The following is a 21,939-nucleotide window of genomic DNA, read 5'->3' as shown; positions in this document are numbered from 1 at the left end:
TTTTGACTCCTGCATTGCCGCAAGCCTCCGACATCCTGGCCGTGCTCGGTCAGGCGGTGTTCGCCTGGGACATCACAAGCGATGCCATCGTCTGGGGTGAGCAGGTCGCCGCCATCTTTCCCGGCATCCCCGCCGAGCGGCTCGCGACCGGCGCCGAATTCGCCAAGCTGATCGAGCCCGCGCAAACGCTGCGGACCGCAGCTCTGGCGCAAACCTCCGCCGTGCATGGGGCCGATGGCACGCCCTATCGCGTCGAGTATGGCGTGCGCATGAGCGCCGGCGATCCCGTCATCTGGATCGAGGAGACCGGCCGCTGGTTCGCTGGTCCCGACGGCCGTCCCGTGCGCGCGATCGGCTCCGTCCGCATCAACAATGAACGTCACGCCCGCGACGAGGAGCTGACGAGGCTGGCGCGTCTCGACCCGCTGACCGGCGAGCTCAACCGCTCGCATCTGATCGCGGCGCTCGCCGAGACAATTGAGGAGACCACCCGCTTCCGCTCGACCGCGGCCTTCATGCTGGTCGGCATCGATCATCTCGCCCGCGTCAACGATGCCTTCGGCTTCGACGTTGCCGATGCCGTGATCCTCGACATTGCCAAGCGCATTCGCTCGCGCCTGCGCGGCGGCGACGTGCTCGGGCGCTTCTCCGGCAACAAGTTCGGCCTGATCCTGAAGAACTGCACCGTCGACGACATGAACGTCGCCGCGGAGCGCTTCCTCGCCGGCATCCGCGACGAGGTGGTGCCGACGAAATCCGGCCCGGTCTCGGTCACCGCCTCGATCGGCGCGGTCAGCCTGCCGCGCTATGCCCGCAATACCGACGAGGCCGTCAACCGCGCCCATGAAACGCTGGATGCCGCCAAGCGCCGTCGCGCAGGATCGTTCGCGGCGTGGCGTCCGGATCCGGCGCGCGACGCACAGCGCCGCGTCAACATCCGCGTTACCGACGAGATCGTCACCGCGCTCAACGAACGCCGCATCAGGCTCGCCTATGAGCCCGTGGTCTCGGCCGCCTCGCGCGAACGCGCATTCCACGAATGCCTGGTACGGATGGACCAGGGCGATGGCCAGGTGCTGCTTGCGCCGGACATCGTGCCGGTCGCCGAGCGGCTCGGCCTGATCCGCCTTGTCGATCACCGCGTGCTCGAGCTCGTGGTCGCCGAGCTTGCGGCCGCGCCCGACGTTTGTCTCAGCCTCAACATCTCGCCGGATACCACCATGGATCCGGATTGGTGGGCGGGGATCGAATCGCTGATGCAGGCGCATCCCGGTGTTGCCGAGCGGCTGATCGTCGAGATCACCGAGACGGTCGCAATCCAGGACATCGACGACGTTCGCGCTTTCGTCAGCCGCCTCAAGCATTTTGGCAGCCGCATCGCCATCGACGATTTCGGCGCCGGCTACACCTCGTTCCGCAATTTGCGCAAGCTCGGCGTGGATATCGTGAAGATCGACGGCGCCTTCGTGCAGAACATCACCCATTCCGCCGACGACCGCGCCTTCGTGCAGACCCTGATCGACCTCGCCCGGCGCCTCGACATCAAGACCGTCGCCGAATGGGTGCAGGACGAAGAGGCCGCAAGCATGCTGGGCGACTGGGGCTGCGACTACATCCAGGGCCGCCTGATCGGGCTTGCCTCGTCCGAGCGGCCGTGGGGTGTGGCGTCGGAGAACGCGCTCCCTGCGGCGGGTTGAGGTGCCGTGGGGTGGGCAAAGGCGGCGCACTTGCGCCGTGCCCACCAGCTCTCCAACAATGCGGCGCCAAGGGTGGGCACGCTTCGCTTTGCCTACCTTGCGAAAACTTCAGGCCCCCTCATCCAGCGCCACCAGCTCGCGCTTCTTGCGCAGTGACGGCAGCAGCGGAGCGATCAGCAGCACCAGCGCGAGCACGAGACACGCGCCCGAGATCGGGCGCTGCACGAAGGTCCAGAGATCGCCCTGCGACAGGATCAGCGACTTGCGCAGATTGTTCTCCATCATCGGTCCCAGCACGAAGGCCAGCACCAGCGGTGCGGGCTCGTAGCCGAGCTTGCGCATGAAATAGCCGATGATCCCGAACGCGATCATCACATAGACGTCGAACACGTTGTTGCTCGAGCAGTAGACGCCCAGGATCGTGAACAGGATGATCAGGGGGAACAGGATGTTGTAGGGCAGCTTGAGCAACTGCACCCACATGCCGATCATCGGCAGGTTCAGGATCAGCAGCATGACGTTGCCGATATACATGCTGGCGACGATGCCCCAGAACAGGCCGGGGTTTTGCGTGATCAGCAGCGGTCCCGGCTGCAGCCCGTGAATGACGAAGGCCCCGAGCAGCAGCGCCATCACCACGTTCGGCGGGATGCCGAGCGTCATCAGCGGAATGAACGCGCCGCCCGCCGCGGCGTTGTTCGCCGACTCCGGCCCCGCAACGCCTTCGATCGCGCCATGGCCGAAACGCTCGGGCGTCTTCGACAGCCGCTTCTCCAGCGCGTAGGATGCAAATGACGCCACCACTGCGCCGCCACCCGGCAGGATGCCGAGGAAAAAGCCGAGGATCGTGCCGCGGCCGACCGGGCCTGCGCTCACCTTCCAATCCTCTTTATTGGGCAGGAGGCGGGTGATCTTGGTGTTGATGATGTCTCGCTTGATGGCCTGCTCGGTGTTGAGAAGAACTTCGGCGACGCCGAACAGGCCCATCACGACGGGCACGAGGCCGACGCCGTCGATCAGCTCCATGCGGCCGAAGGTCAGCCGCGGCTGCGCGGTGATGCTGTCGAGCCCTATCAGCCCGAGCACGACGCCGATGCACGCCATCAGCAGCGCCTTCGGCATCGAACCCTGGGTGAGAAAGGTGAGCACGACGAGGCCGAGCACCATCAGGCTGAAATATTCGGCCGGGCCGAAGGCGATGGCGATGCTGGCAAGCTTCGGGGCCACCAGCATCAGGGCGACCAGCGCGAAGGTGCCGGCGACGAACGAGCCGAAAGCGGAGATGCCGAGTGCCGGTCCCGCGCGGCCCTGTTTCGCCATCTGGTGGCCGTCGATGCAGGTGACGACGGAGGCGGCCTCGCCGGGGATGTTGACCAGGATCGAGGTGGTCGAGCCGCCATACATCGAACCGTAATAGATGCCGGCCATCATGATGATGCCGGATTCCGGCGTTCCCGACAGTGTCACCGGCAGCAGCAGCGACATCGCCGAGATCGGGCCGATGCCCGGCAGCACGCCGACCAGCGTGCCGATGAAGACGCCGATGAAGCAGTAGAGCAGGTTGACCGGCAGCAGCGCGACGCCGAATCCATGTGCCACATTGACGAGCGTATCCATAGGGTCAACCGATCCCGAACAGGCCCGAGGGCAATTGGATCAACAGCAGCCGCTTGAGCACCCACCACATGCCTGATGGCACCAGCACGGCGATTGGAATCGCCAGAGCCCAGCGCACTGGATCGATCAGCCGCAACAGCAGCAGCATCAGCGGGATCGACGACAGCAGAAATCCCAGCGGCTCCAGCGCGAAGGAGAATGCGGTGAGGCAGGCGATGAGGAGAAGCGGCTTGCTCCAGCGCACATTCTCCCAGCGCGCGGCCAGCGTCGGCCCGCCCTCGGTGATCGCCGAGACGACGATGGCGGCTGCGAACACGCACATCAGGATGCCCGTGTAGAACAGCACGTAGCCGGAGCGGGGATCGTTGATGGTGCCGAGCTTGAGCCTCAAGCCCGACCAGATCACGAAGCCGCCGAGTGCGAGCCCGATCAGCCCGCCCCAGAGTTCGGAGTTGCTGAGGCGGAGCTTGACGTTGGTTGGGTCGTTCATCGCGATCCTCTCGTGTCCCGGACGCAGCGCAGCGCAAAGGGGTGCGCTGCAGAGCCGGGGCCCATGAGTGTGGACGAAAAGCTGGGTCCCGGCTTTGCGGTGCACCGCTGAAGAAGCGCTGCACCGCGTCCGGGGGTACGCAGGTGGCTTAGCTCTACTTCTTCGCGAGCCCGAGCGTCTCGATCACCTTGCGCTCGGACTCCGTGACCTCGGCGACGAACTTCTTGTAGTCGTCGGTGTTCTTGTAGTTCGGGACCATGTCGTATTTGGCGAGCGTTGCCACGACCGCCGGATCCTCGATCGCCCTCCTGAACGCATCGTGCAGCTTGGCGACGATCTTGGGATCCATGCCTTTCGGACCTGCGATGCCGAACGGGGAATCATAGACCATGGGATAGCCCAGCTCCTTCAGCGTCGGCACATCAGGATAGTTCGGCGAGCGTGAGCCGGTCCACACCATCAGGAGCCGCAGCTTGCCGGCGTCGACCAGCGGCCGCCATCCCGTGGAATCAGCCTGAAGCATGGTGTGCTGTCCCAGCACTGCGGCGTTGGTTTCCGCGCCGCCCTTGAAAGGGACTTGCGTCAGCTTGATGCCGGACAGCGCGGCGATCTGCTCCATGCCGATATGCAGCGAAGTGCCGGCGCCCGGCGTGGCGTAGGTCACCTTGCCCGGGTTCGCCTTTGCAAACTCCACCACGTCCTTCCAGCTCTTGAACTGCGACTCCGCGCTGGTCGTCACACCGAAGGTGTAGCCGGTGAGATGGACGATATAGGTGAAATCCCTCGCCGGATCCCACGACACCTCCTGCATCAGGGGGAGGCGGAACACCGTGATCGGGATCTGCGAGATGGTATAGCCGTCCGGCTTCGCCGCCGCGGCCATCGTCGCCGGTCCGACCGTGCCGCCGCCGCCGGCTTTGTTGTCGATCACGATCGGCTGCCCTAGCACCTTCGAGGCGCTGTCGGCGATCGCTCGCATCGAGATGTCGGTCGATCCGCCGGCCGGCCAAGGCACGATCAGCGTGATCGGCTTGGTTGGGTAGTCCTGCGCACTGACGGCAGTGGTGAGCAATGCGCCCATGACGGCGTGCAGCGCGGCAAATGCGATCGTCTTCAGCCCGTATCCCGACATCGAAACGCCTCCCTCGCGGCGGCCTCTTTGGGACCGCCGTCTCTCGTTCTTGTGAGACGATTGTTTCTGAAATCGAGTGAGAAGAAAAGCGCATTGCGCGGACCGCGTGCGGCGGTCGGCCGGGTAACACCGGCAAAGCCGCTACATGCGACAATTCGTCGTTTGGCCGCGTGCCGAGGGACGGAATTTGACGCGCCTAAGCCGTCAGGCCACGCGCCGCACCATGTTCAGCGTCTCGATGGTGCGGCCCACCTCCGATGCGAGGCACGGCTTGCCGAAATAATATCCTTGAACGGCGGTGCAGCCGCATTCGCGGACGAAATCGAGTTGCTCCTCGGTCTCCACCCCCTCGGCCGTGGTCTCGACGCCGAGCACGGAGCCGAGGCTTGCGATCGTTCTGACGATGGCGACGCTCTCCGGGCTTTCGCCGAGCGTGCCAACGAAGGACCGGTCGATCTTGATGCGATCGAACGGAAACTTGCGCAAGTAGCTCAGCGAGGAATAGCCGACCCCGAAATCGTCGAGACTGACGCGCACGCCGAGGGCGCGGAGCTGATGCAGGATGTCGATCGTCGCCTCGCTGTCGTCGAGCAGCGCCGTCTCCGTGACCTCGAGCTCGAGCCGCTGCGGCGGCAGGCCGGCTTCCGCAAGTGCGCTCGCGACCATCGCCACCAGCCCGCGGGAGCGGAACTGCACCGGAGACAGGTTCACCGCGACGGTGACGCCGGGCCAGGCCGCGGCGGCCGCGCAGGCCGTGCGCAGCACCCATTCGCCGATCGGAACGATCAGCCCGTTCTCCTCCGCGAGCGGGATGAACTCGGCCGGAGAGACGAAGCCGCGCGAGGGATGCTTCCAGCGCAGCAGTGCCTCGAAGCCGGTGAGCTCGGAGGAATCGAGCCGCATCTGCGGTTGGAACACCAGGTGGAATTCATGTCCTTCGAGCGCGCCGGCCAGATCCTGCTCCAGTGCGTGCCGGCTGCGCGCCTCTTCCTCCATCTCGGGCTCGAACAGCTGATAGGCTCCGCGCCCCTTGGCCTTGGCTTGGTACAGCGCGAGATCGGCGCATTTCATCAACTCGTCGGCATCGAGCCCGTGGTCGGGTGCAATCGCGATGCCGACGGAGACGCCGACATGGATCGGCTGGCTTTCCAGCGGCGGGGGATGACCGATGATGTCGACCAGGCGATGGGCGAGCTCCTCAGCCGATTGCGGTTGCGGCCCACGCTGGAGCACGGCGAATTCGTCACCGCCGAGCCGCGCGACGGTGTCGTGTTCGCCGACATTCTCCTTGAGGCGCGCCGCGACCCAGCGCAGCAGGCGATCGCCTGCGGCGTGGCCGAGGCGGTCGTTGACGGTCTTGAAATTGTCCAGGTCGAAGCACAGCACGGCCATGGCGCCGCCGGCGATCGCAACCTGGTTCAGTCCCTCGCCCATCTTCTCGTGAAACAGCGTGCGGTTGGGCAGGTCGGTGAGCGAATCGTGCCGCGCCATGTGCGCCACCCGGGCCTGGACCTTGTGACGCTCGGTGACGTCCTCGTAGGTGACGACCCAGCCGCCATGCTCCATCCGCTTGTGATTGAGCTTGATGATGCGGCCGTCGTTCAAATGGCGGTGCAGCGTGTGCTCGCCCTCGCGCAGCCTCTCGACATAGTCGGCATAGAGCTTGGCGCCGGTCGTGCTCGGATGGTTGCCGAGCTCGCAGCTGTGCTCCATGATCTCCCGCATCGAGACGCCGGGCTTCACCATCTCCGGCGACAGTCCGTACATCTCGATATAACGGCGATTGCAGACGATCACGCGCAGGCTCGCATCGAGCATGCACAGGCCCTGGCTCATGTTGTTCAGTGCGGCATCGAAGCGGCGATATTGTTCGCGCAGCTGCTCGATCGCACGCTCGCGCTCGGTAATGTCCTCATAGGTGGCGACGAAGCCGCCCTCGGGGAGCGCGCAATAGCGGACCGAGATCACGGTGCCGTTGGACATGTGCCGGCGGATCGGCGAGGTGTCCCGCTTTTCGATCCTGCTCCTCGCGACTTCCACCAGCTGCTGCGGAGTGTATTCGGAAGAGAATGCGCCGTTCCCCATCGAGCGCTCGATCAGCTCGGAGAGGTGTGTGCCGGGCCTGGTCTCGTCCAGCGACAGAAGGTAGATCTTGCGGTAGGTGGTGTTGCAGACGCGAAGGCGCATGTCGCTGTCGAAGAAGGCGAGCCCGTGCGCCATGTTCTCCAGCGCCGCGTCGAGCATGACATTCTGCTGCCGCAGCGTCTCCTCGTATTGCAGGCGCTCGGTGACGTCTTCGTGCACCGTCACCCAGCCGCCGTCGGGCAGGAACCGGGAGACGGCCTGCACCATTCGTCCGTCATAGCGCATCACCAGCAGCGTTTTCGCCCGCCGCGTGCGTACGTCCTCCAGCCTGGCGTCATGGAATTTATCGGGTGGGGTGCCTGGCAGATTGCCGCGCGACATCCAGTGCTCGATCACCGCAGAATGCGAGGCCCCCGGCTTCACGATTCCGGGATCGAGGTTATAGAGCCGCAGGACGCGATCGTTGCAGACGACGACGCGACTTTCAGCGTCATACATGATGAGGCCGTGCGACATGTTGGCGAGCGCGTGCTGGCTACGCTCGGTCTGGACGCGCAATTCCGCCTCGAGTCGGGCGAGGCGAGTGACATCGTCGCAGATCGTCATCCAGCCGCCGCCGGGAAGCGGCTTGAGCGCGAGTGCCATGACGAGGCCGCTGGCAAGCCGCTGCTCGGTGCGGAACGGCTTGCCCGCGGAGATCTGGTCAATCCGCGCCGAGTACAGCGCGTCGAGCTCGTCCGCCGGGAAGTTGCCGCGCGAGGCGCTATGCGCAAGCACCTCACGATAGCTGGTGCCGATCCGCACGATCTCGGCCGACATGTCGAACAGGCTGAGGTAGCGCTGGTTCACCAGCACGATCCGGTTGTCGGCATCATAGACGCAGACGCCCTGCTCCATGTGGTCGAGCGCAAGCTGGCTCAGCGCGACCAGGGCCTCCGGGCCCTGCTCGCTGCGTGCACCAGGCTCGTTGTCGCGGGTCGACATCATGGGGTCGGCGGGACCTCGGCAGGCCAAAGACTTAACGCAACCTATTTCGGCCGCGGAGGGTAGCGAAGAGCCCGGAAAATTCCCTTAATCGCAGTAGTTTACGGAGGGTGACTGACGCTGGAGAGCGTGTCCTCATTGCAGAGGTGCCTGCGAGAGTTAGTCGTGAGGGCGCAACATATCAGGTGTCCGGCGTATGGGCTGAGCGTTCCTCTACGGCCCGTACAACACGAGCTCCGTGTCCGTGAGATCGCCGAGCTGTGGCCGATGCGGGCCCTTGAAGTATTTGCGGCCGCGCCGCTCGGTATGAATGCCGACGAGGCCGGGAATCGGCTCATTGGAATCGACGGCCACCGAAATCTTGCCGAGCCGCAGCAGCAACCGGCCGATGCGGCCGGCGCATTCGGCATATTCGGCGGCACTCCGGCAATAGATCAGCTTCATCGCCGGCGGTGCGATGAAACCGCGGCGCATCCGCACCGGTTGCAGGATGAAGGGGAACGTTCCCTTCGGCGTGCGGCAGACGAGGCTGAGGCAATTGTAGCGCGCATGCCGCGTCAGGAGCTCGGTCTCCATTTCCGAAAGCCCCTCGATCTCCTTGGCATGCGGCGCGATGACCTCGATCTCGCTCCAGCGCGGCGCACGCGCCAGCGCAGGGACCGAGAAGAATATGCCGCGGCAATAGGCGCGAAAGCCCTGCGTCTCGATGATCGGCCAGGTCCATGGCGCCGGACTGATGTTGAAATAAGTGACGTCCTTGTGCCGCTGGGCGATCTTGGTCAGCAGCGGGGCGTAGTTGCGATAGGCCGGGTCGACATACCAGCTCGACAAATTGCACCGGATGGCGGTCTCTTCGCCGATCTTTCGCGCGGTGTAGATCAAGAGCAGCACGCCGACCGGCGTGCCGTCGTCGTCGAGCATGTAGCCAAAGCGCGGATAACCGTCCGGCACCGGTCGGAAGGCCTGCCGGCGCAGGCCCTGAATCCAGTATTCGCGTGAGCGGCCGACGAAGCCGCGCGTCAGCAAGTCCGCGACCTTGTCGACGTCGGACTCGGTGATTTCGCGGCATCGAACCTTGGTATGGATCACACTCGTCTTGCCCGTAGAAATGGTCGGCCTCGTGAGTTGCGTTAGCGCCAGCCTTCGCCGTGGGCGCCTGCCGCAACATGCGGCTGCAGGCCCAGGACGTCCCGTACCTTGGCGGGCCAGGCTGAAAGATCGGTGCCGTGGGTGTGGAACATGGCGACGGCGAGGCGATCCATGCCGAAGGCAACGCAGCCGGTATGGGCCGGCTCGCCATTGGCGTCCTGGATTCCCCAGGTCGTGCCGAAATGCTCGCGATGATAGTTGAAGCTCATGCAGGCAGTCGGCTGTTCCTCCGAGCGCAGCGGAATGAGGAGCTCGAACTTGAGCTGTTGCTGCTTCTGGCTCACCGCCTTCATCTGGCCGACCCGGCCGAAGAACGGATCGCTGGCATAGTCGACGCGGAAGGTCAGGCCGAGGTCGCGGGCGATGGCCTGCGCGCGCACCATCCAGCGCTCGCGGAAATCGGCGACGTCGTCGGGCGTGCCGATGCAGACATATTCGCGCATCCGGAACGATTGCAGCCGGTCGAGATGTTTCGACGGCTCACGACGGAAGCAGTCGGCGGCGACGTCGAAGCGCAGGCCGCCCTTCGGCAATTGGCCACGGCTCGCCGCGATCGGGTAGACGGGATAGCAGGCGGCCGGAGACAGCACGAGGTCGGCGGGCGACAGTGACGTCGTCCAGTCGCCGCCGGCATCGAAGCGGCTGACCGCGGCGTTGATCTCGCGCTCGGTGCCATGCAGGCCGCAGACGCAGCCGAGCAGGTTCGGGAAGCTCTTGAGATAGCCGGATTTTTCCAGCTGCGCGCGGCTCATCACCGGCGGGAAGCGCATCACTTCGGTACCGGCTTCGCGATGGCTGGTGATCAACCCGGCGAGCTTCTCGACGACGCCCTCATAGAGCGCGGTGCGGGCATAGACGCCATCGGCGCCCATGCGGTGGAACAGCTTGTCGGCGAGATGATCGAGCGGATCGATCACTTGCGGCGCAGTATCGGGCGAATTGGGGAGGACGGCAATATTCATGGGGTCGATGTCCTGCTATCTCGAAATTGTTCTTGTCTGGTCGCGAAGGCACGTCAGTCATGAAGACTCGATGGCACCCCGCTCATCAGCGTCGAGGTGGCGGCGTTGGCCAGAATGCGGTCGTTGTTGATCATGATCGGCGACGACAGCACGTCGCGGAGGTGCCGGCCCATGGTGAACTCGCCGTCGTTGCGGTAGCCGGAAAGGCCCGCGGTGCGCATAGCATGCATCACGGTCTCGACCGCGAGCTCGGAGGCCTGCACCTTCAGCAGCGTGATGGAGGACTGGAAGTCGAGCGAGCCGAGCGCCCGCTCGTCATGCTCGGCGCTGGCGAAGGCGTCGATGTTGGCGGCAATCAGCGCGCGCAGCTTGGCCAGCGACATCTTGGCGGCGGTGAAATGCGCCGCGGCCGGGGGCATCTGGCCGCCGGAAGAGCGCGCAGCCTTACGGATGAAAGCCTGCGCGCGGGTCACGGCCGCAGCGGCGATGCCGGCCCAGGCCGACGACCAGCACAGATGCGCGAACGGCGTCATGGTCTGGGCGTGGATCTTGTCATAGGATTCCGGAAAGACGCGGTCGGCGGGGCAGTCGACCCTCAGTTCGAACCCGGTCGAGCAGGTGCCGCGCATGCCGAGCGTTTCCCAGCCGAGCGTCCGCTTCAGCGAATAGTCGTCCTTGGCGAGCGCCAGCAGCACCTGGTCGGAGGCGGCGGCATCGGTGGCGCGGCGGGCGATGGTGACGAGGCCGTCGGCTTCGGCACCATAGGAGATCACGGTGGCGTCGCGCACGAGCGAGACGGTGTCGCCGGCATGGTCGACCGCGGCAGCGCTGGCGCGGATGTTGCCGCCATTCTGGCCCTCGGTAGTGGAAGAGGCGAGCAGCCACTGGTCGCGGGCGACCCGGCGCATCATGGTCTCCATCCAGGGAATGCCATGGCCGTGCCTGACGACGCAGGCGACCTTGGTCTGGTGCATCGCGTAGATCATCGCCGTCGAAGCGCAGGCGCGCCCGAGCGTGTAGCAGATGTCGGTGACGTCATAGATCGAGGCGCCGAAGCCGCCGAACTCGACCGGAACCATCACGCCGAGCAGCTTTTGCTCGCGTGCGACGTCGAAAGCCTTGTGCGGGAAGCGGGCGTCGCGATCGACCCCGTCTGCGTCGGCTGCGGCCGCTGCGGCGGTCCGCGCGGCACGCTCGATCAGGGAGGGACCCTGCTCGAGAAATCCGGTCTGCATCTCGTCGACAGTGAGGACTGCTTCACGCACGTTCATACTCGTCCGCCTCCGGTTTGCCGTTCGAGATCGCCGGCATCATTCGCGATGCCGCTTGAAGCGATCCTCCGGCCATCTTTGCTTGTGAGACGAGGCTACGGATTTAATTCAAATTCGTCGATGAAATAGAGGGTAAACAAAACCCAATTCCGAACGAACAGTTAAGGTCCGGTTGTTTGCATCACCCGATTTTCCAGCATCGCGTTAGGATTCCGGATGAAGCCTGAATTTCGGACAATCTGAGCCATCGTTTACTAAGAAGCGCGAAGTATTGCTGCCGCCCATTGCAGGACCGGCAGACCGTGCCCATCGTGGTCGGCAGTCCGATCCGCCTCCGATAGACAGATGGGAATTTGCCGATGCAGGCCTCCGATACCGATTTGCGCAACCGCATCATCAAGCTGGTGAAGGGCATTCTCGAACAGAACTCGCTTGCCGCTGACGTCACGCCACAGGCGAAGCTCGTCGATATCGGCCTGACCTCGATGGACATGGTCAATCTGATGCTCGGCGTCGAGGCCGAGTTCGATTTCACCATCCCGCAGTCCGAGATCACGCCGGAGAATTTCCAGTCGGTCGAGACGCTGGAGCGGATGGTCGCGACCCAGCTGCAGCCGGCAACGGCGGCTTAAGTCGAGCGCACGGCTCCTTCCACGGCGTCGTCCGCGCTCCTCACACGACCGCCGTCACCCCTCCACCCCCGTTCCAAATCCGCCGCAAAACTGGCATAGCTTAACCATGTCACATTTGGCGGACAGGGTGGAGCAGGCATGACGCGGGCGGTATTGGGTATCATCGGGGGCTCGGGCATCTACGACCTGCCGGGCCTCGAGGGTGCTCGCGAAGAGGTGATCAAGAGCCCTTGGGGCGAGCCCTCTGCGCCCCTGCGGCGTGGCTCCATCGCCGGCCTGCCGGTGGTGTTCCTGCCGCGGCATGACAGAGGTCACCGGCTCTCCCCCTCCGACATCAACTACCGTGCCAACATCGACGTGCTGAAGCGCGCCGGCGTCACGGACTTGATCTCGCTGTCGGCCTGCGGCTCCTTCAAAGAGGAACTTCCGCCGGGCACCTTCGTTCTCGTCGACCAGTTCGTCGACCGCACCCACAAGCGCGAGAGCTCGTTCTTCGGCCGAGGCTGCGTCGCGCATGTGTCGATGGCACACCCGGTCTCGCCGCGGCTGCGCATCCATCTTGCCGCGGCGGCTGAGGCCGAGGGCATCGCGATCGCGCGCGGCGGCACCTATGTCTGCATGGAAGGGCCGCAATTCTCCACTTACGCGGAAAGCATGACCTACAAGACGCTCGGCTATTCCGTGATCGGCATGACCAACATGCCCGAGGCGAAGCTCGCGCGTGAGGCGGAGATTTGTTACGCCACCGTCGCAATGGTGACGGATTTCGACTGCTGGCATCCCGATCATGACGCCGTCACCGTTCAGGACATCATCCGCGTGCTGAACTCGAACGCCGACAAGGCGAAGGCGCTGGTGGCGCGGCTAGCCAAGGATTTCCCGCGCGAGCACGAGCCGTGCCCGATCGGTTCGGACCGCGCGCTCGACACCGCGCTGATAACGGCGCCCGAGGCGCGCGATCCCGAGCTTCTGAAGAAGCTCGACGCGGTGGCAGGACGCGTGCTGCGGGCGTGATACGAAAGGCAGAATGCCATGAAGGTCGACGGCAAGCATTTCCGCAGCATCTGGCGCGAGCGTGACGGCTGGTCGGTCGGTGCGATCGACCAGCGCCGGCTGCCGCATGAATTCGTCATTGCGAGGCTGACGGCGTGTGAAGACGCGGCAGTTGCCATTCGTGACATGCTGGTGCGCGGCGCGCCGCTGATCGGCGCCACCGCCGCTTACGGCATGGCGCTCGCCATGCGCGAGGATGCCTCGGACGAGGGCCTGAAGCGCGCTTATGACACGCTCGTCGTGGCGCGGCCGACCGCGATCAATCTGAAATGGGCCCTGGACGAGATGCGCGCGGCGCTCGCGCCGATCGATCCGGTGGAACGGGCGGAAGCGGCCTATGCGCGCGCCGACGAGATCGTCGAGCAGGACGTCGAGATCAACCGTGGCATCGCCGGCAACGGTCTGAAGTTGATCGAGGCGATCGCGGCGAAGAAGCCGGGCGAAGTGGTCAACGTGCTGACCCATTGCAACGCCGGCTGGCTCGCTACCGTCGATTGGGGCACGGCGACGGCGCCGATCTATCTTGCACATGAGCGCGGCATCAAGGTCCATGTCTGGGTCGACGAGACCCGGCCGCGCAACCAGGGCGCCTCGCTCACGGCCTGGGAGCTCGGCCATCACGGCGTGCCGCACACGGTGATCCCGGACAATACCGGCGGACACCTGATGCAGCACGGTATGGTCGATCTCGCCATCGTCGGCACCGACCGCGTCGCCGCCAATGGCGACGTCTGCAACAAGATCGGCACCTATCTCAAGGCGCTTGCCGCGCATGACAATGGCGTGCCCTTCTACGTCGCGCTGCCGTCGCCGACGATCGACTTCGCCGTCCATGACGGCATCCGTGACATTCCGATCGAGCAGCGCAGTGGCGTTGAAGTCACCGACATGACCGGCCGCACCGCAGACGGAAGGCTGGAGACGGTACGCATCGTGCCGGAGAACTCGCCGGTCGCGAATTACGCCTTCGACGTGACCCCGGCGCGGCTTGTCACCGGCCTGATTACCGAGCGCGGTGTGCTGAAGCCGGATCGTGACTCGCTGGCCGCAGCGTTCCCGGAGCGGATCGCGGCTGCGGCGGAGTAGATTTGGTTGGTCGATATCTCGCCACCGCCGTCATCGCGAGCGTAGCGAAGCAATCCAGAATCTTTCCGCGGAGACAGCCTGGATTTGCTTCGCTGCGCTCGCAGTGACGGAGTATGACGCGCTATCTCAGCTTCAGCCCCGTCGCCTTCTCGAGATCCGCGATCGCCTGCGCCCCACTCGTCACCTTGATCGTCGTCATGCCCATTTCGCGCGCTGGCTTCAAATTCACGCCGAGATCGTCGAGATAGACGCAATTGTTCGGATCGACCTTCAGCGTCTCGACCATCATCCGGTAGATGCGCGGGTCAGGCTTGCGTAGGCCGATCTTGGCGGATTCGATGACGTGGTCGAACAACACCATCACCTCGGCGATGTAGAGGGAGCGTCCGGTCATGCTGCCGATTGCGTTAGCCGGCAAATTGTTGGTGATGCAGCCGGTCTTGAATTGTGCCTTGATCCGCTTCAACGCCTCGACCATCTCCGGCCGCAGATCGCCCTGGAGCAGCGGCAGCACGTCGCGTCCGCGCACTTCTGCGCCAAGCGCGCGGGACTCCTCGGCGAACAAGCGATCGAAGGTTTCGATATCGACCTCGGCCCGCTCGAACCTGGCCCAGGCGTTCTCCAGGTGATTGGCTGCGTTCGTGCGCCGGATGATGTCGGCGGGCAGGCCACGTTCGGTCTCGAACCGCGTGAACGCCTCGAATGGTGAGCTCGTCAGCACGCCGCCAAAATCAAAGACCACAGCCTCGATCGCCAATGTCCTGCCCTCGTCAATTCCTTTCCAAGAGGGCTAGCATGCGTTATCGGCAAGAGCCAGTCCGAAGCTGTCCCCCTCCTCACCGATGCTGACGCCAAAGCGTGTTCCCATGAAGAAGCTTGCCACGTTCATCACAGCGGCGCTGCTGCTCGCCACACCCGCCCACGCCATCGTCGGTGGCGGCACGCCGCAAGCCGACGGCATTGCGCGCGCCATCGTTACCATCGTCGGCTCGCGCGGCAATTTCTGCACCGGCAGCCTGATCGCGCCAAAAGTAGTGTTGACGGTGGCCCACTGCGTGCAGCCGGGCGCGGACTACAAGATCGTCGAGCGTAGCGCCGATGGTCAGCCGCAATTGCCGAATGTCCGTACCGTCGCGATCCATCCGAATTTCAACATGCAGGCGATGCAGGCGCATCGCGCCACCGCCGACGTGGCGCTGCTGCAACTGGATATTCCACTCAAGGGAAAATCCACGGTGACCGTCGGCATGCCGACGATTCCAATCCAGGTCGGCAGCCGCTTCGTGATCGCCGGTATTGGCGTCACGGTGCGGGGCGACGGCAAGAGCGGCGGCACGACGCGCGTTGCCGGCCTCGTTACGACCGGCCAGCCCGGCACGCTCCAGATTCGCCTGGTCGATCCCGTAACCAACGGTGTTCGCGACGGAATTGGCGCCTGCACCGGCGATTCCGGCGGCCCCGTGTTCGAGGACAAGCCGAATGGTCCCGTGCTCGTCGGTCTCATCAGCTGGTCGACAGGGCCGAACGGCGCCGCAGGTTGCGGCGGATTGACCGGCGTGACGCCGCTGACGCTCTATCGCGACTGGATTTTGCAGACCGCGCGGAGCTGGGGTGCGGCGCTGTGATTTGACCTCGACTTGATCTATGTCATTTTGAAGCGGAAGCGCGATGGGCGACCATGCCCGTCGCGGAGGAAACGCGTCGCCCGATCAAAGGCGGCCACAAAAACAAGCAAGGCATAGAAGCAACAATGAATGTCGCTGTTCGCAGTCACGCCACCACCAAGCAGGCCTCGGAACATTTCGACGTGCTGATCGTCGGCGCCGGCATCTCCGGCATCGGCAGCGCCTATCATATCGAAAAGCAGCTGCCGGGTACGAGCTACGTCATTCTCGAAACGCAGGCGACGTTCGGCGGCACCTGGAGCACGCATCGCTATCCCGGCATCCGCTCGGACAGCGACCTCCACACCTTCGGCTACAGCTTCAAGCCCTGGGTCGGCCCGCCCATCGCGACCGCCGAGGAGATTCTCTCCTACATGAAAGAGGTGATCGACGACAACGATATCGCCCGTCACATCCGCTACAAGCACAAGATCAATTCCGCGAGCTGGTCGAGCGAGCAGAATCTCTGGACCATCGAGGCGACGACCACCGATACGGGCGAGGCAAAGACCTTTACCGCAAACTTCCTCTGGATGTGCCAGGGCTATTACCGCCATTCGGAGGGCTATACGCCGGAATGGAAGGGAATGGCCCGCTTCAAGGGTCGCATCGTCCATCCCCAGACCTGGCCGGATGATATCGATCTCGCGGGCAAGAACGTGGTTGTGATCGGCTCGGGCGCGACCGCGGCGACGCTGGTGCCGAACATCGCGGACAGTTGCGCGCACGTCACCATGCTGCAGCGCTCGCCGACCTATTTCCGCCTTGGCCGCAACGCCATCGAGATCGCGGAAGAGCTGCGCCGGCTTCAGGTTGACGAAACCTGGATCCATGAGATCGTGCGGCGGAAGATCTTGTTCGAGCAGGATGCGTTCACGAAGCTCTGCGTGTCCAAGCCTGAGCAGGTCAAGAAGGAGCTGATCGGGCAGATCAGCGCAGTCCTCGGTCCCGACTACGACGTCGAGACCCACTTCACGCCAAGATACCGGCCGTGGCGGCAGCGCATCGCCTTCGTGCCGGATGCCGATCTGTTCAAGGGCATCGCCAGCGGCAAGGCTTCGGTCGTGACCGACGAGATCGAATGCTTCGTCGAGAACGGCGTCCAGCTCAAATCGGGCAAGCTGCTGGAGGCCGATATCATCATCACCGCGACCGGCTTCAATCTTGCCGCGCTCGGCGACATCGCCTTCGAGATCGACGGCAAGCCGCTTGCCTTCGGCGACACCGTCACTTATCGCGGCATGATGTTCACGGGCGTGCCGAACATGGTCTGGGTGTTCGGCTACTTCCGCGCCAGCTGGACGCTGCGCGTCGACCTCGTCGCCGATTTCGTCTGTCGGCTGCTCGGACACATGAAGGCCAAGGGCAAGAAGAAGGTCGAGGTGAGGCTGCGTCCCGAAGACCACAACATGCCGATCCTGCCCTGGATCGATCCGGAAAACTTCAACCCCGGCTACATGATGCGCAACATGAACCTGCTGCCCAAGCGCGGCGACAAGCCGGAATGGCAGCACAGCCAGGATTACTGGACCGAGAAGGACGAGATCCCGAAGACGGACCTGGATGATAAGGCGTTTGTTTACGGGTGAGGTCGTTCGTAGGCGTGGGGTGAGGGCGGCGACGCTAACCCCACACCCAACTGTCGTCCCGGGGCGCGAAGCGAGCCCGGGCGACACCGTTTACTGGGGTAGCGGCGTTCCAACTCAGTCGCAGCACACTCACGAATTCCGTCGCGTCGCATTCGCGGCAATCGCCGCAGCCGCGGTCCGGTTCTCCACGCCGAGCTTGGAGTAGATCTGCTCCAGATGCTTGTCGACCGTGCGCGGGCTGAGGCCCAAGATTTGCGCGATGTCGCGGTTGGTCTTGCCCTTGCTGAGCCAAGCCAGCACCTCTCCCTCCCGCGTGGTGAGGCCGAGCTCGCTGGTGAATTCGGGGGGCAGCGCGGTGCCGGACTCCCTGGAGAGCCGCAGCAGGAACTCGTTCGGCGCGGTCTCGCCCATGTAGAAGAGCCGAAGTTGCGGATTGTCGGGCAAGGAAGCTCCTTGAGACTTCGAGCTGCCCTTGGCTTTGGCCTGCTCCAGCCATTGCAGCAGCGATGGCGGCAGGATGAAGTCCTCGGCCTGTGCGCCCTGATGATCCGACAGCAGCTTCTGCGCCTGCGGCGTCGCCCAGAGCACGGTGCCCTGGCGATTGACGGCGAATAGGAAGCGGCCGGAGACGTCGAGTGCGGCGCGCGCGCTCTGGGTCAGCCGGGCATTGCCGAGATGGACGCGGATGCGCGCCAGCATCTCCTCGATCACGATCGGCTTGGTCACGTAGTCGACGCCGCCGGCTTCCAGTCCACGGACGATGTGCTCGGTCTCGGCAAGACCTGTCATGAAGATCACGGGGACGTTGGCGAGACCCGCATCGCGCTTGAGCCGGCGGCAGGTCTCGAAGCCGTCGATGCCCGGCATCACGGCATCGAGCAGCACGATGTCGGGCGTGATCTGATCGATGATGCGCATCGCCGCGGCGCCGTCGAGCGCCACCATCACCGTCATGCCGGCGCCGTCGAGCGCGTCGGTGAGCAGCCGCAGCGTCTCCGGGGAATCATCGACAACGAGCGCGACGTCGCGCTTCTTTGGTTCAATGCTCATAAGCATGCAACGTCTTCAATGTAGCCATGTACTGGTCGAGATCGAAGCGATCGACCAGCGACCGCATCTGCGCGACGAAATCGGCATGTTCAGGATGCTCGCTGCCGATCTCGTCCAGCTTCAACTGGATGCCCTTGACGTAGCCGATTTGGCCTAGCCCGATCAGCGCCTCGATGTGCCGCAGCGGCGGCTTTGATCCGGTCTCGGGATGCCAGAACGGCACCGCGACCTCGTCCGAATCGTATTGCCATTCGAGCTTCAGGAGCTGGCGGATCGTCTCCAGCAGCCGCGGGATGTCGATCGGCTTCATCAGGTAGCCGTCATGGAAGGGTTGTGCAAGCGGCGCACCGTGGGCCTCGATCGCGCTTGCCGAGACCATCAGGATGCGCGCTTGGTGATGTCCGTTCGCGCGCAGGGCCTCGGCGACAGCCCAGCCGTCCATGGCAGGCATCGAGATATCGAGCAGGAATAGATCGGGCCGGCAATGCTGTGCCAGCGCCAGGCAGCCCGCGCCGTCGGGTGCGCTGAGCAGGATGAAGCCGAGCGGTGTCAGCACCTCGCGCAGGAGGTCGCGATGCACGGGATCATCGTCGGTGACGAGGATGGTCTTGCGCGCGCCGTGATAGCCGGAGACCGGCGCCTCCACCGGCGCGATGCGCTGGGGATTGGCGACCTCCGAGAGCAGGATCTTGACCTTGAACGTTGAGCCGGTGCCGACCGTGCTCGTGACCTTGATATCGCCGCCCATCACGCCGGCAAGGAGGCGACTGATGGTCAGGCCGAGGCCGGTGCCGGTCTGCGGCTGCGCGACGCCGAGCGCGCCGCGTTCGAACGGCGCGAAGATGCGCTCGAGATCGTCGCCCTGGATGCCGGGGCCGGTGTCGATCACCTCGAACTCGGCAACGGGGCTGCGATAGTGCACGACGAACTGCACGCTGCCGGTCTGGGTGAATTTTATGGCATTGGAAAGCAAATTGATCAGCACCTGGCGCAGCCGCTTCTCGTCGGCATAGACGACGACCGGCAGATGCGCCGGCCGCCTGAACACGAAGTCGATGCCTTTGGCGGCAGCCTGGAGGCGGAACATGCCGACGAGCTGGTCCAGGAATTCGCTCAAGCGCACCTCGTCGCGCGATAGATACAGCCGCCCCGCCTCGATCTTGGAGATGTCCAGGATACCGTCGATCAGGCCGGACAGGTGATCGGCGCTGCGGCGGACGACGCGGACCTGGTCGCGCGGCTTCGGGCCCAGCGTCGTATCCTGCTCGAGCAGCTGGGCATAGCCGCTGATCGCATTCAGCGGCGAGCGCAGCTCGTGGCTCAGGCCCACCACGTAGCGGCTCTTGGCCAGATTGGCGGATTCGGCGACCTCCTTGGCACGCTGCAGTTCGGCGTCGGTGCGCTTGTGCGCGTCGATCTCCTGGATCAGCAGCGCAGTCTGACGCCGCGTCTCGGCCTCGGCGGCGCGGCGGCTCTGCTGCGCCAGCACGAACAGCCAGGCCACCACGCCGATGATGATGCTCAGCGAGAAGAATACCTTCCACAGCACGTTCGAGACCAGCATGTTTTCACCATGCACGCTGGCCGAGGTCTGGAGATAGATCAGTCCGAGCACCAGCGCGACGAGGCCGGCGGAGACCACGAAGACGCCGATATAGTGGCCGAACTGCGAGTTGATCCGCGCATAGATCGGCTGCGGCAGAATTCTGCCGAGTGCGTCGGCGAACTGCACTTGCGCACGCCCGTGTGGCTTGCAGAGATCGTGGCAGCGGGCGTCGAGCGAGCAGCACAGCGAGCAGATCGGGCCGGCATAGGCGGGGCAGGAGGTGGTGTCTTCAGGCTCGAAGCTGTGCTCGCAGATACAGCACTGGATCGCCTCGATATTGGCCCAGCTTCTCTTCGGTTTGCGCGCGATATAGAATTTTCCGTCCGTCAGCCAGGCGATCACAGGCGCGGTGACGAAGGCGACCGTGAGCGCGACGAAGGCGGCGAGCGCCTTCATGGTCGGGCCGAACAGGCCGTAGAACGCCGCGATCGAGACGATGATCGCGAGCGTCATCGCGCCGACACCGACCGGATTGATGTCGTAGAGATGCGCCCGCTTGAACTCCATCTGCGGCGGACGCAGGCCGAGCGGCTTGTTGATCACGAGATCCGACACCAGCGCGCCAACCCAGGCGATCGCGACGTTGGAGTAGAGCGCCAGCGTCTGCTCCAGCGCCTTGTAGACGCCGATCTCCATCAGAAGCAGCGCCACCATCACGTTGAACACCAGCCAGACCACGCGGCCGGGATGGCTATGGGTCAGGCGCGAGAAAAAATTCGACCAGGCGATCGAACCCGCATAGGCGTTGGTGACGTTGATCTTGATCTGCGACAGGATCACGAAGATGCCGGTCAGGGCCAGTACGAGGTCCGGCTCGGACAGCACGTAGCGAAAGGCGACGAGATACATATGCGCGGGCTCGGCGGCCTCTTCGGCCGGCACGCCATGACTCAGTGCAAAGAACGCGAGGAACGAGCCGGCCAGGAGCTTCAGCGCGCCGAGCACGATCCAGCCCGGCCCCGCGCTCATCAGCGCGATCCACCACGATGCCCTGGAGGCGCGGCGGTCGCGCGGCAGAAACCTGAGGAAATCGACCTGCTCGCCGATCTGCGCCACCAGCGAGAACACCACGGAGGATGCCACGCCGAACAGCAACAGGTCGAAATGCCCGTTGAGGTCGCCGTGTTCACCGGAAAACTTGCGCCATTCCGTGAACGAGTGGGGATTGGCCCAGGCGATCGCGACAAAGGGCAGGATGTGCAGGATGATCCAGAGCGGCTGCGTCCAGAGCTGGAAGCGGCTGATCAGTGTGATGCCGTAGGTTACGAGCGGGATGATCGCCACCGCGCTGATGAGATAGCCGATCGGGCGCGGAATGCCCAAGCACATCTCCAGTGCGGTCGCCAGGATCACCGCCTCCACCGCGAAGAAGATGAAAGTGAAGGACGCGTAGATCAGCGACGTCACGGTCGAGCCGATATAGCCGAAGCCGGCGCCGCGGGTGAGGAGGTCGATGTCGATGCCGCATTTGGCGGCATGATAGGCAATCGGCACGCCGCAGCAGAAGATGATGGCGGAGACGACGAGGATCGCGGCCGCGGCGTTGGTGACGCCGTAATTCAGCGTGATGGTGCCGCCGATCGCCTCCAGCACCAGGAAGGAGATCGCGCCGATTGCGGTGTTGGCGACGCGGGCGGCAGACCACCGCCGCGCGCTCTTGGCGGTGAAGCGCAGCGCGTAGTCTTCCAGCGTCTGGTTGGCGACCCATTGGTTGTACTGGCGCCTGACGCGGTCTATTCGCTGCCGCCCTGCCACCTAACCCTACTCCCGATACGGACCCGGACCCCTCGCAAATTCCGTACCAAAAGCCTACGTCGGCATTTTGCGGTGCAGTATACGCGATCTTGCGTATGCTTGGGCTGCATAAATTCG

At 64.4% G+C, this 21,939-nt stretch carries 16 protein-coding genes; 6 read left to right on the top strand and 10 right to left on the bottom strand.

The features are described 5' to 3' along the window. Positions 1-2 precede the first annotated feature (2 nt). Entirely contained in the window at positions 3-1,697 is a 1,695-nt protein-coding gene (locus P6U27_RS36680) for a bifunctional diguanylate cyclase/phosphodiesterase (RefSeq protein WP_122406206.1), read from the top strand. 108 nt (positions 1,698-1,805) lie between these two features. Here the strand turns inward: P6U27_RS36680 and P6U27_RS36675 are convergent, their stop codons facing one another. From P6U27_RS36675 to P6U27_RS36645, 7 genes are all read right to left on the bottom strand, one after another. Next, positions 1,806-3,314 (bottom strand): tripartite tricarboxylate transporter permease, encoded by a 1,509-nt coding sequence (locus P6U27_RS36675; protein WP_407193516.1) that lies wholly within the window; start codon positions 3,312-3,314, stop codon positions 1,806-1,808. Positions 3,315-3,318: 4 nt separating this feature from the next. After that, entirely contained in the window at positions 3,319-3,804 is a 486-nt protein-coding gene (locus P6U27_RS36670) for a tripartite tricarboxylate transporter TctB family protein (RefSeq protein WP_407193515.1), read from the bottom strand. A gap of 154 nt (positions 3,805-3,958) precedes the next feature. Continuing rightward, positions 3,959-4,936 (bottom strand): tripartite tricarboxylate transporter substrate binding protein, encoded by a 978-nt coding sequence (locus P6U27_RS36665; protein ID WP_407193514.1) that lies wholly within the window; start codon positions 4,934-4,936, stop codon positions 3,959-3,961. Positions 4,937-5,140: 204 nt separating this feature from the next. Next, positions 5,141-8,008: a PAS-domain containing protein gene (locus P6U27_RS36660; RefSeq protein WP_407193513.1), complete on the bottom strand. Its 2,868-nt coding sequence runs from the start codon at positions 8,006-8,008 to the stop codon at positions 5,141-5,143. Positions 8,009-8,218: 210 nt separating this feature from the next. Beyond that, a complete protein-coding gene (locus P6U27_RS36655) occupies positions 8,219-9,094 on the bottom strand; it encodes an acyl-CoA acyltransferase (protein WP_122406201.1) in 876 nt (291 codons plus the stop codon). A gap of 41 nt (positions 9,095-9,135) precedes the next feature. Further along, a complete protein-coding gene (locus tag P6U27_RS36650; RefSeq protein ID WP_122406200.1) occupies positions 9,136-10,116 on the bottom strand; it encodes an amino acid--[acyl-carrier-protein] ligase in 981 nt (326 codons plus the stop codon). Between the two features lie 53 nt (positions 10,117-10,169). Beyond that, positions 10,170-11,387, bottom strand: a complete 1,218-nt coding sequence (locus P6U27_RS36645) for an acyl-CoA dehydrogenase family protein (protein WP_122406199.1) — start codon at positions 11,385-11,387, stop codon at positions 10,170-10,172. Between the two features lie 359 nt (positions 11,388-11,746). On the opposite strand from P6U27_RS36645, the gene P6U27_RS36640 reads away from it, so the two are divergent. The 3 genes from P6U27_RS36640 (at position 11,747) to mtnA (ending at position 14,158) form a co-directional block, all read left to right on the top strand. Continuing rightward, positions 11,747-12,019, top strand: coding sequence for a phosphopantetheine-binding protein (locus tag P6U27_RS36640; RefSeq protein WP_407193512.1), 273 nt, complete (start codon positions 11,747-11,749; stop codon positions 12,017-12,019). Between the two features lie 138 nt (positions 12,020-12,157). Then, positions 12,158-13,033 (top strand): S-methyl-5'-thioadenosine phosphorylase, encoded by an 876-nt coding sequence (locus P6U27_RS36635; protein ID WP_407120563.1) that lies wholly within the window; start codon positions 12,158-12,160, stop codon positions 13,031-13,033. Between the two features lie 18 nt (positions 13,034-13,051). Further along, positions 13,052-14,158 (top strand): S-methyl-5-thioribose-1-phosphate isomerase, encoded by a 1,107-nt coding sequence (gene mtnA / locus P6U27_RS36630; RefSeq protein WP_407193511.1) that lies wholly within the window; start codon positions 13,052-13,054, stop codon positions 14,156-14,158. 121 nt (positions 14,159-14,279) lie between these two features. Here mtnA and P6U27_RS36625 read toward each other — a convergent pair whose 3' ends face one another. After that, the gene (locus P6U27_RS36625; RefSeq protein WP_407193510.1) at positions 14,280-14,915 is read right to left on the bottom strand and encodes an HAD-IA family hydrolase; all 636 of its coding nucleotides are present in this window, start codon (positions 14,913-14,915) and stop codon (positions 14,280-14,282) included. A 109-nt stretch (positions 14,916-15,024) separates the two neighbouring features. On the opposite strand from P6U27_RS36625, the gene P6U27_RS36620 reads away from it, so the two are divergent. Continuing rightward, entirely contained in the window at positions 15,025-15,783 is a 759-nt protein-coding gene (locus P6U27_RS36620) for a S1 family peptidase (protein WP_407193509.1), read from the top strand. Positions 15,784-15,908: 125 nt separating this feature from the next. Then, complete coding sequence (locus P6U27_RS36615; protein WP_407193508.1) at positions 15,909-17,411, top strand: flavin-containing monooxygenase; 1,503 nt, start codon at positions 15,909-15,911, stop codon at positions 17,409-17,411. A 129-nt stretch (positions 17,412-17,540) separates the two neighbouring features. Here the strand turns inward: P6U27_RS36615 and P6U27_RS36610 are convergent, their stop codons facing one another. Both P6U27_RS36610 and P6U27_RS36605 read right to left on the bottom strand, forming a co-directional pair. After that, complete coding sequence (locus P6U27_RS36610) at positions 17,541-18,467, bottom strand: response regulator transcription factor (protein ID WP_162500516.1); 927 nt, start codon at positions 18,465-18,467, stop codon at positions 17,541-17,543. Beyond that, positions 18,451-21,822 carry an ATP-binding protein gene (locus tag P6U27_RS36605; RefSeq protein WP_407193507.1) on the bottom strand — a complete coding sequence of 1,124 codons (3,372 nt, stop codon included), beginning with the start codon at positions 21,820-21,822 and terminating at the stop codon, positions 18,451-18,453. Before P6U27_RS36605 ends, P6U27_RS36610 begins: the two co-directional genes overlap by 17 nt. Between the last annotated feature and the right edge of the window lie 117 nt (positions 21,823-21,939).

The sequence above is a fragment of the Bradyrhizobium sp. STM 3566 genome (assembly GCF_045571445.1).
GTDB lineage: Bacteria > Pseudomonadota > Alphaproteobacteria > Rhizobiales > Xanthobacteraceae > Bradyrhizobium > Bradyrhizobium vignae.
The sequence above is the reverse complement of the archived record's forward strand: the minus strand, read 5'-3'. Positions and strand labels throughout refer to the sequence as shown.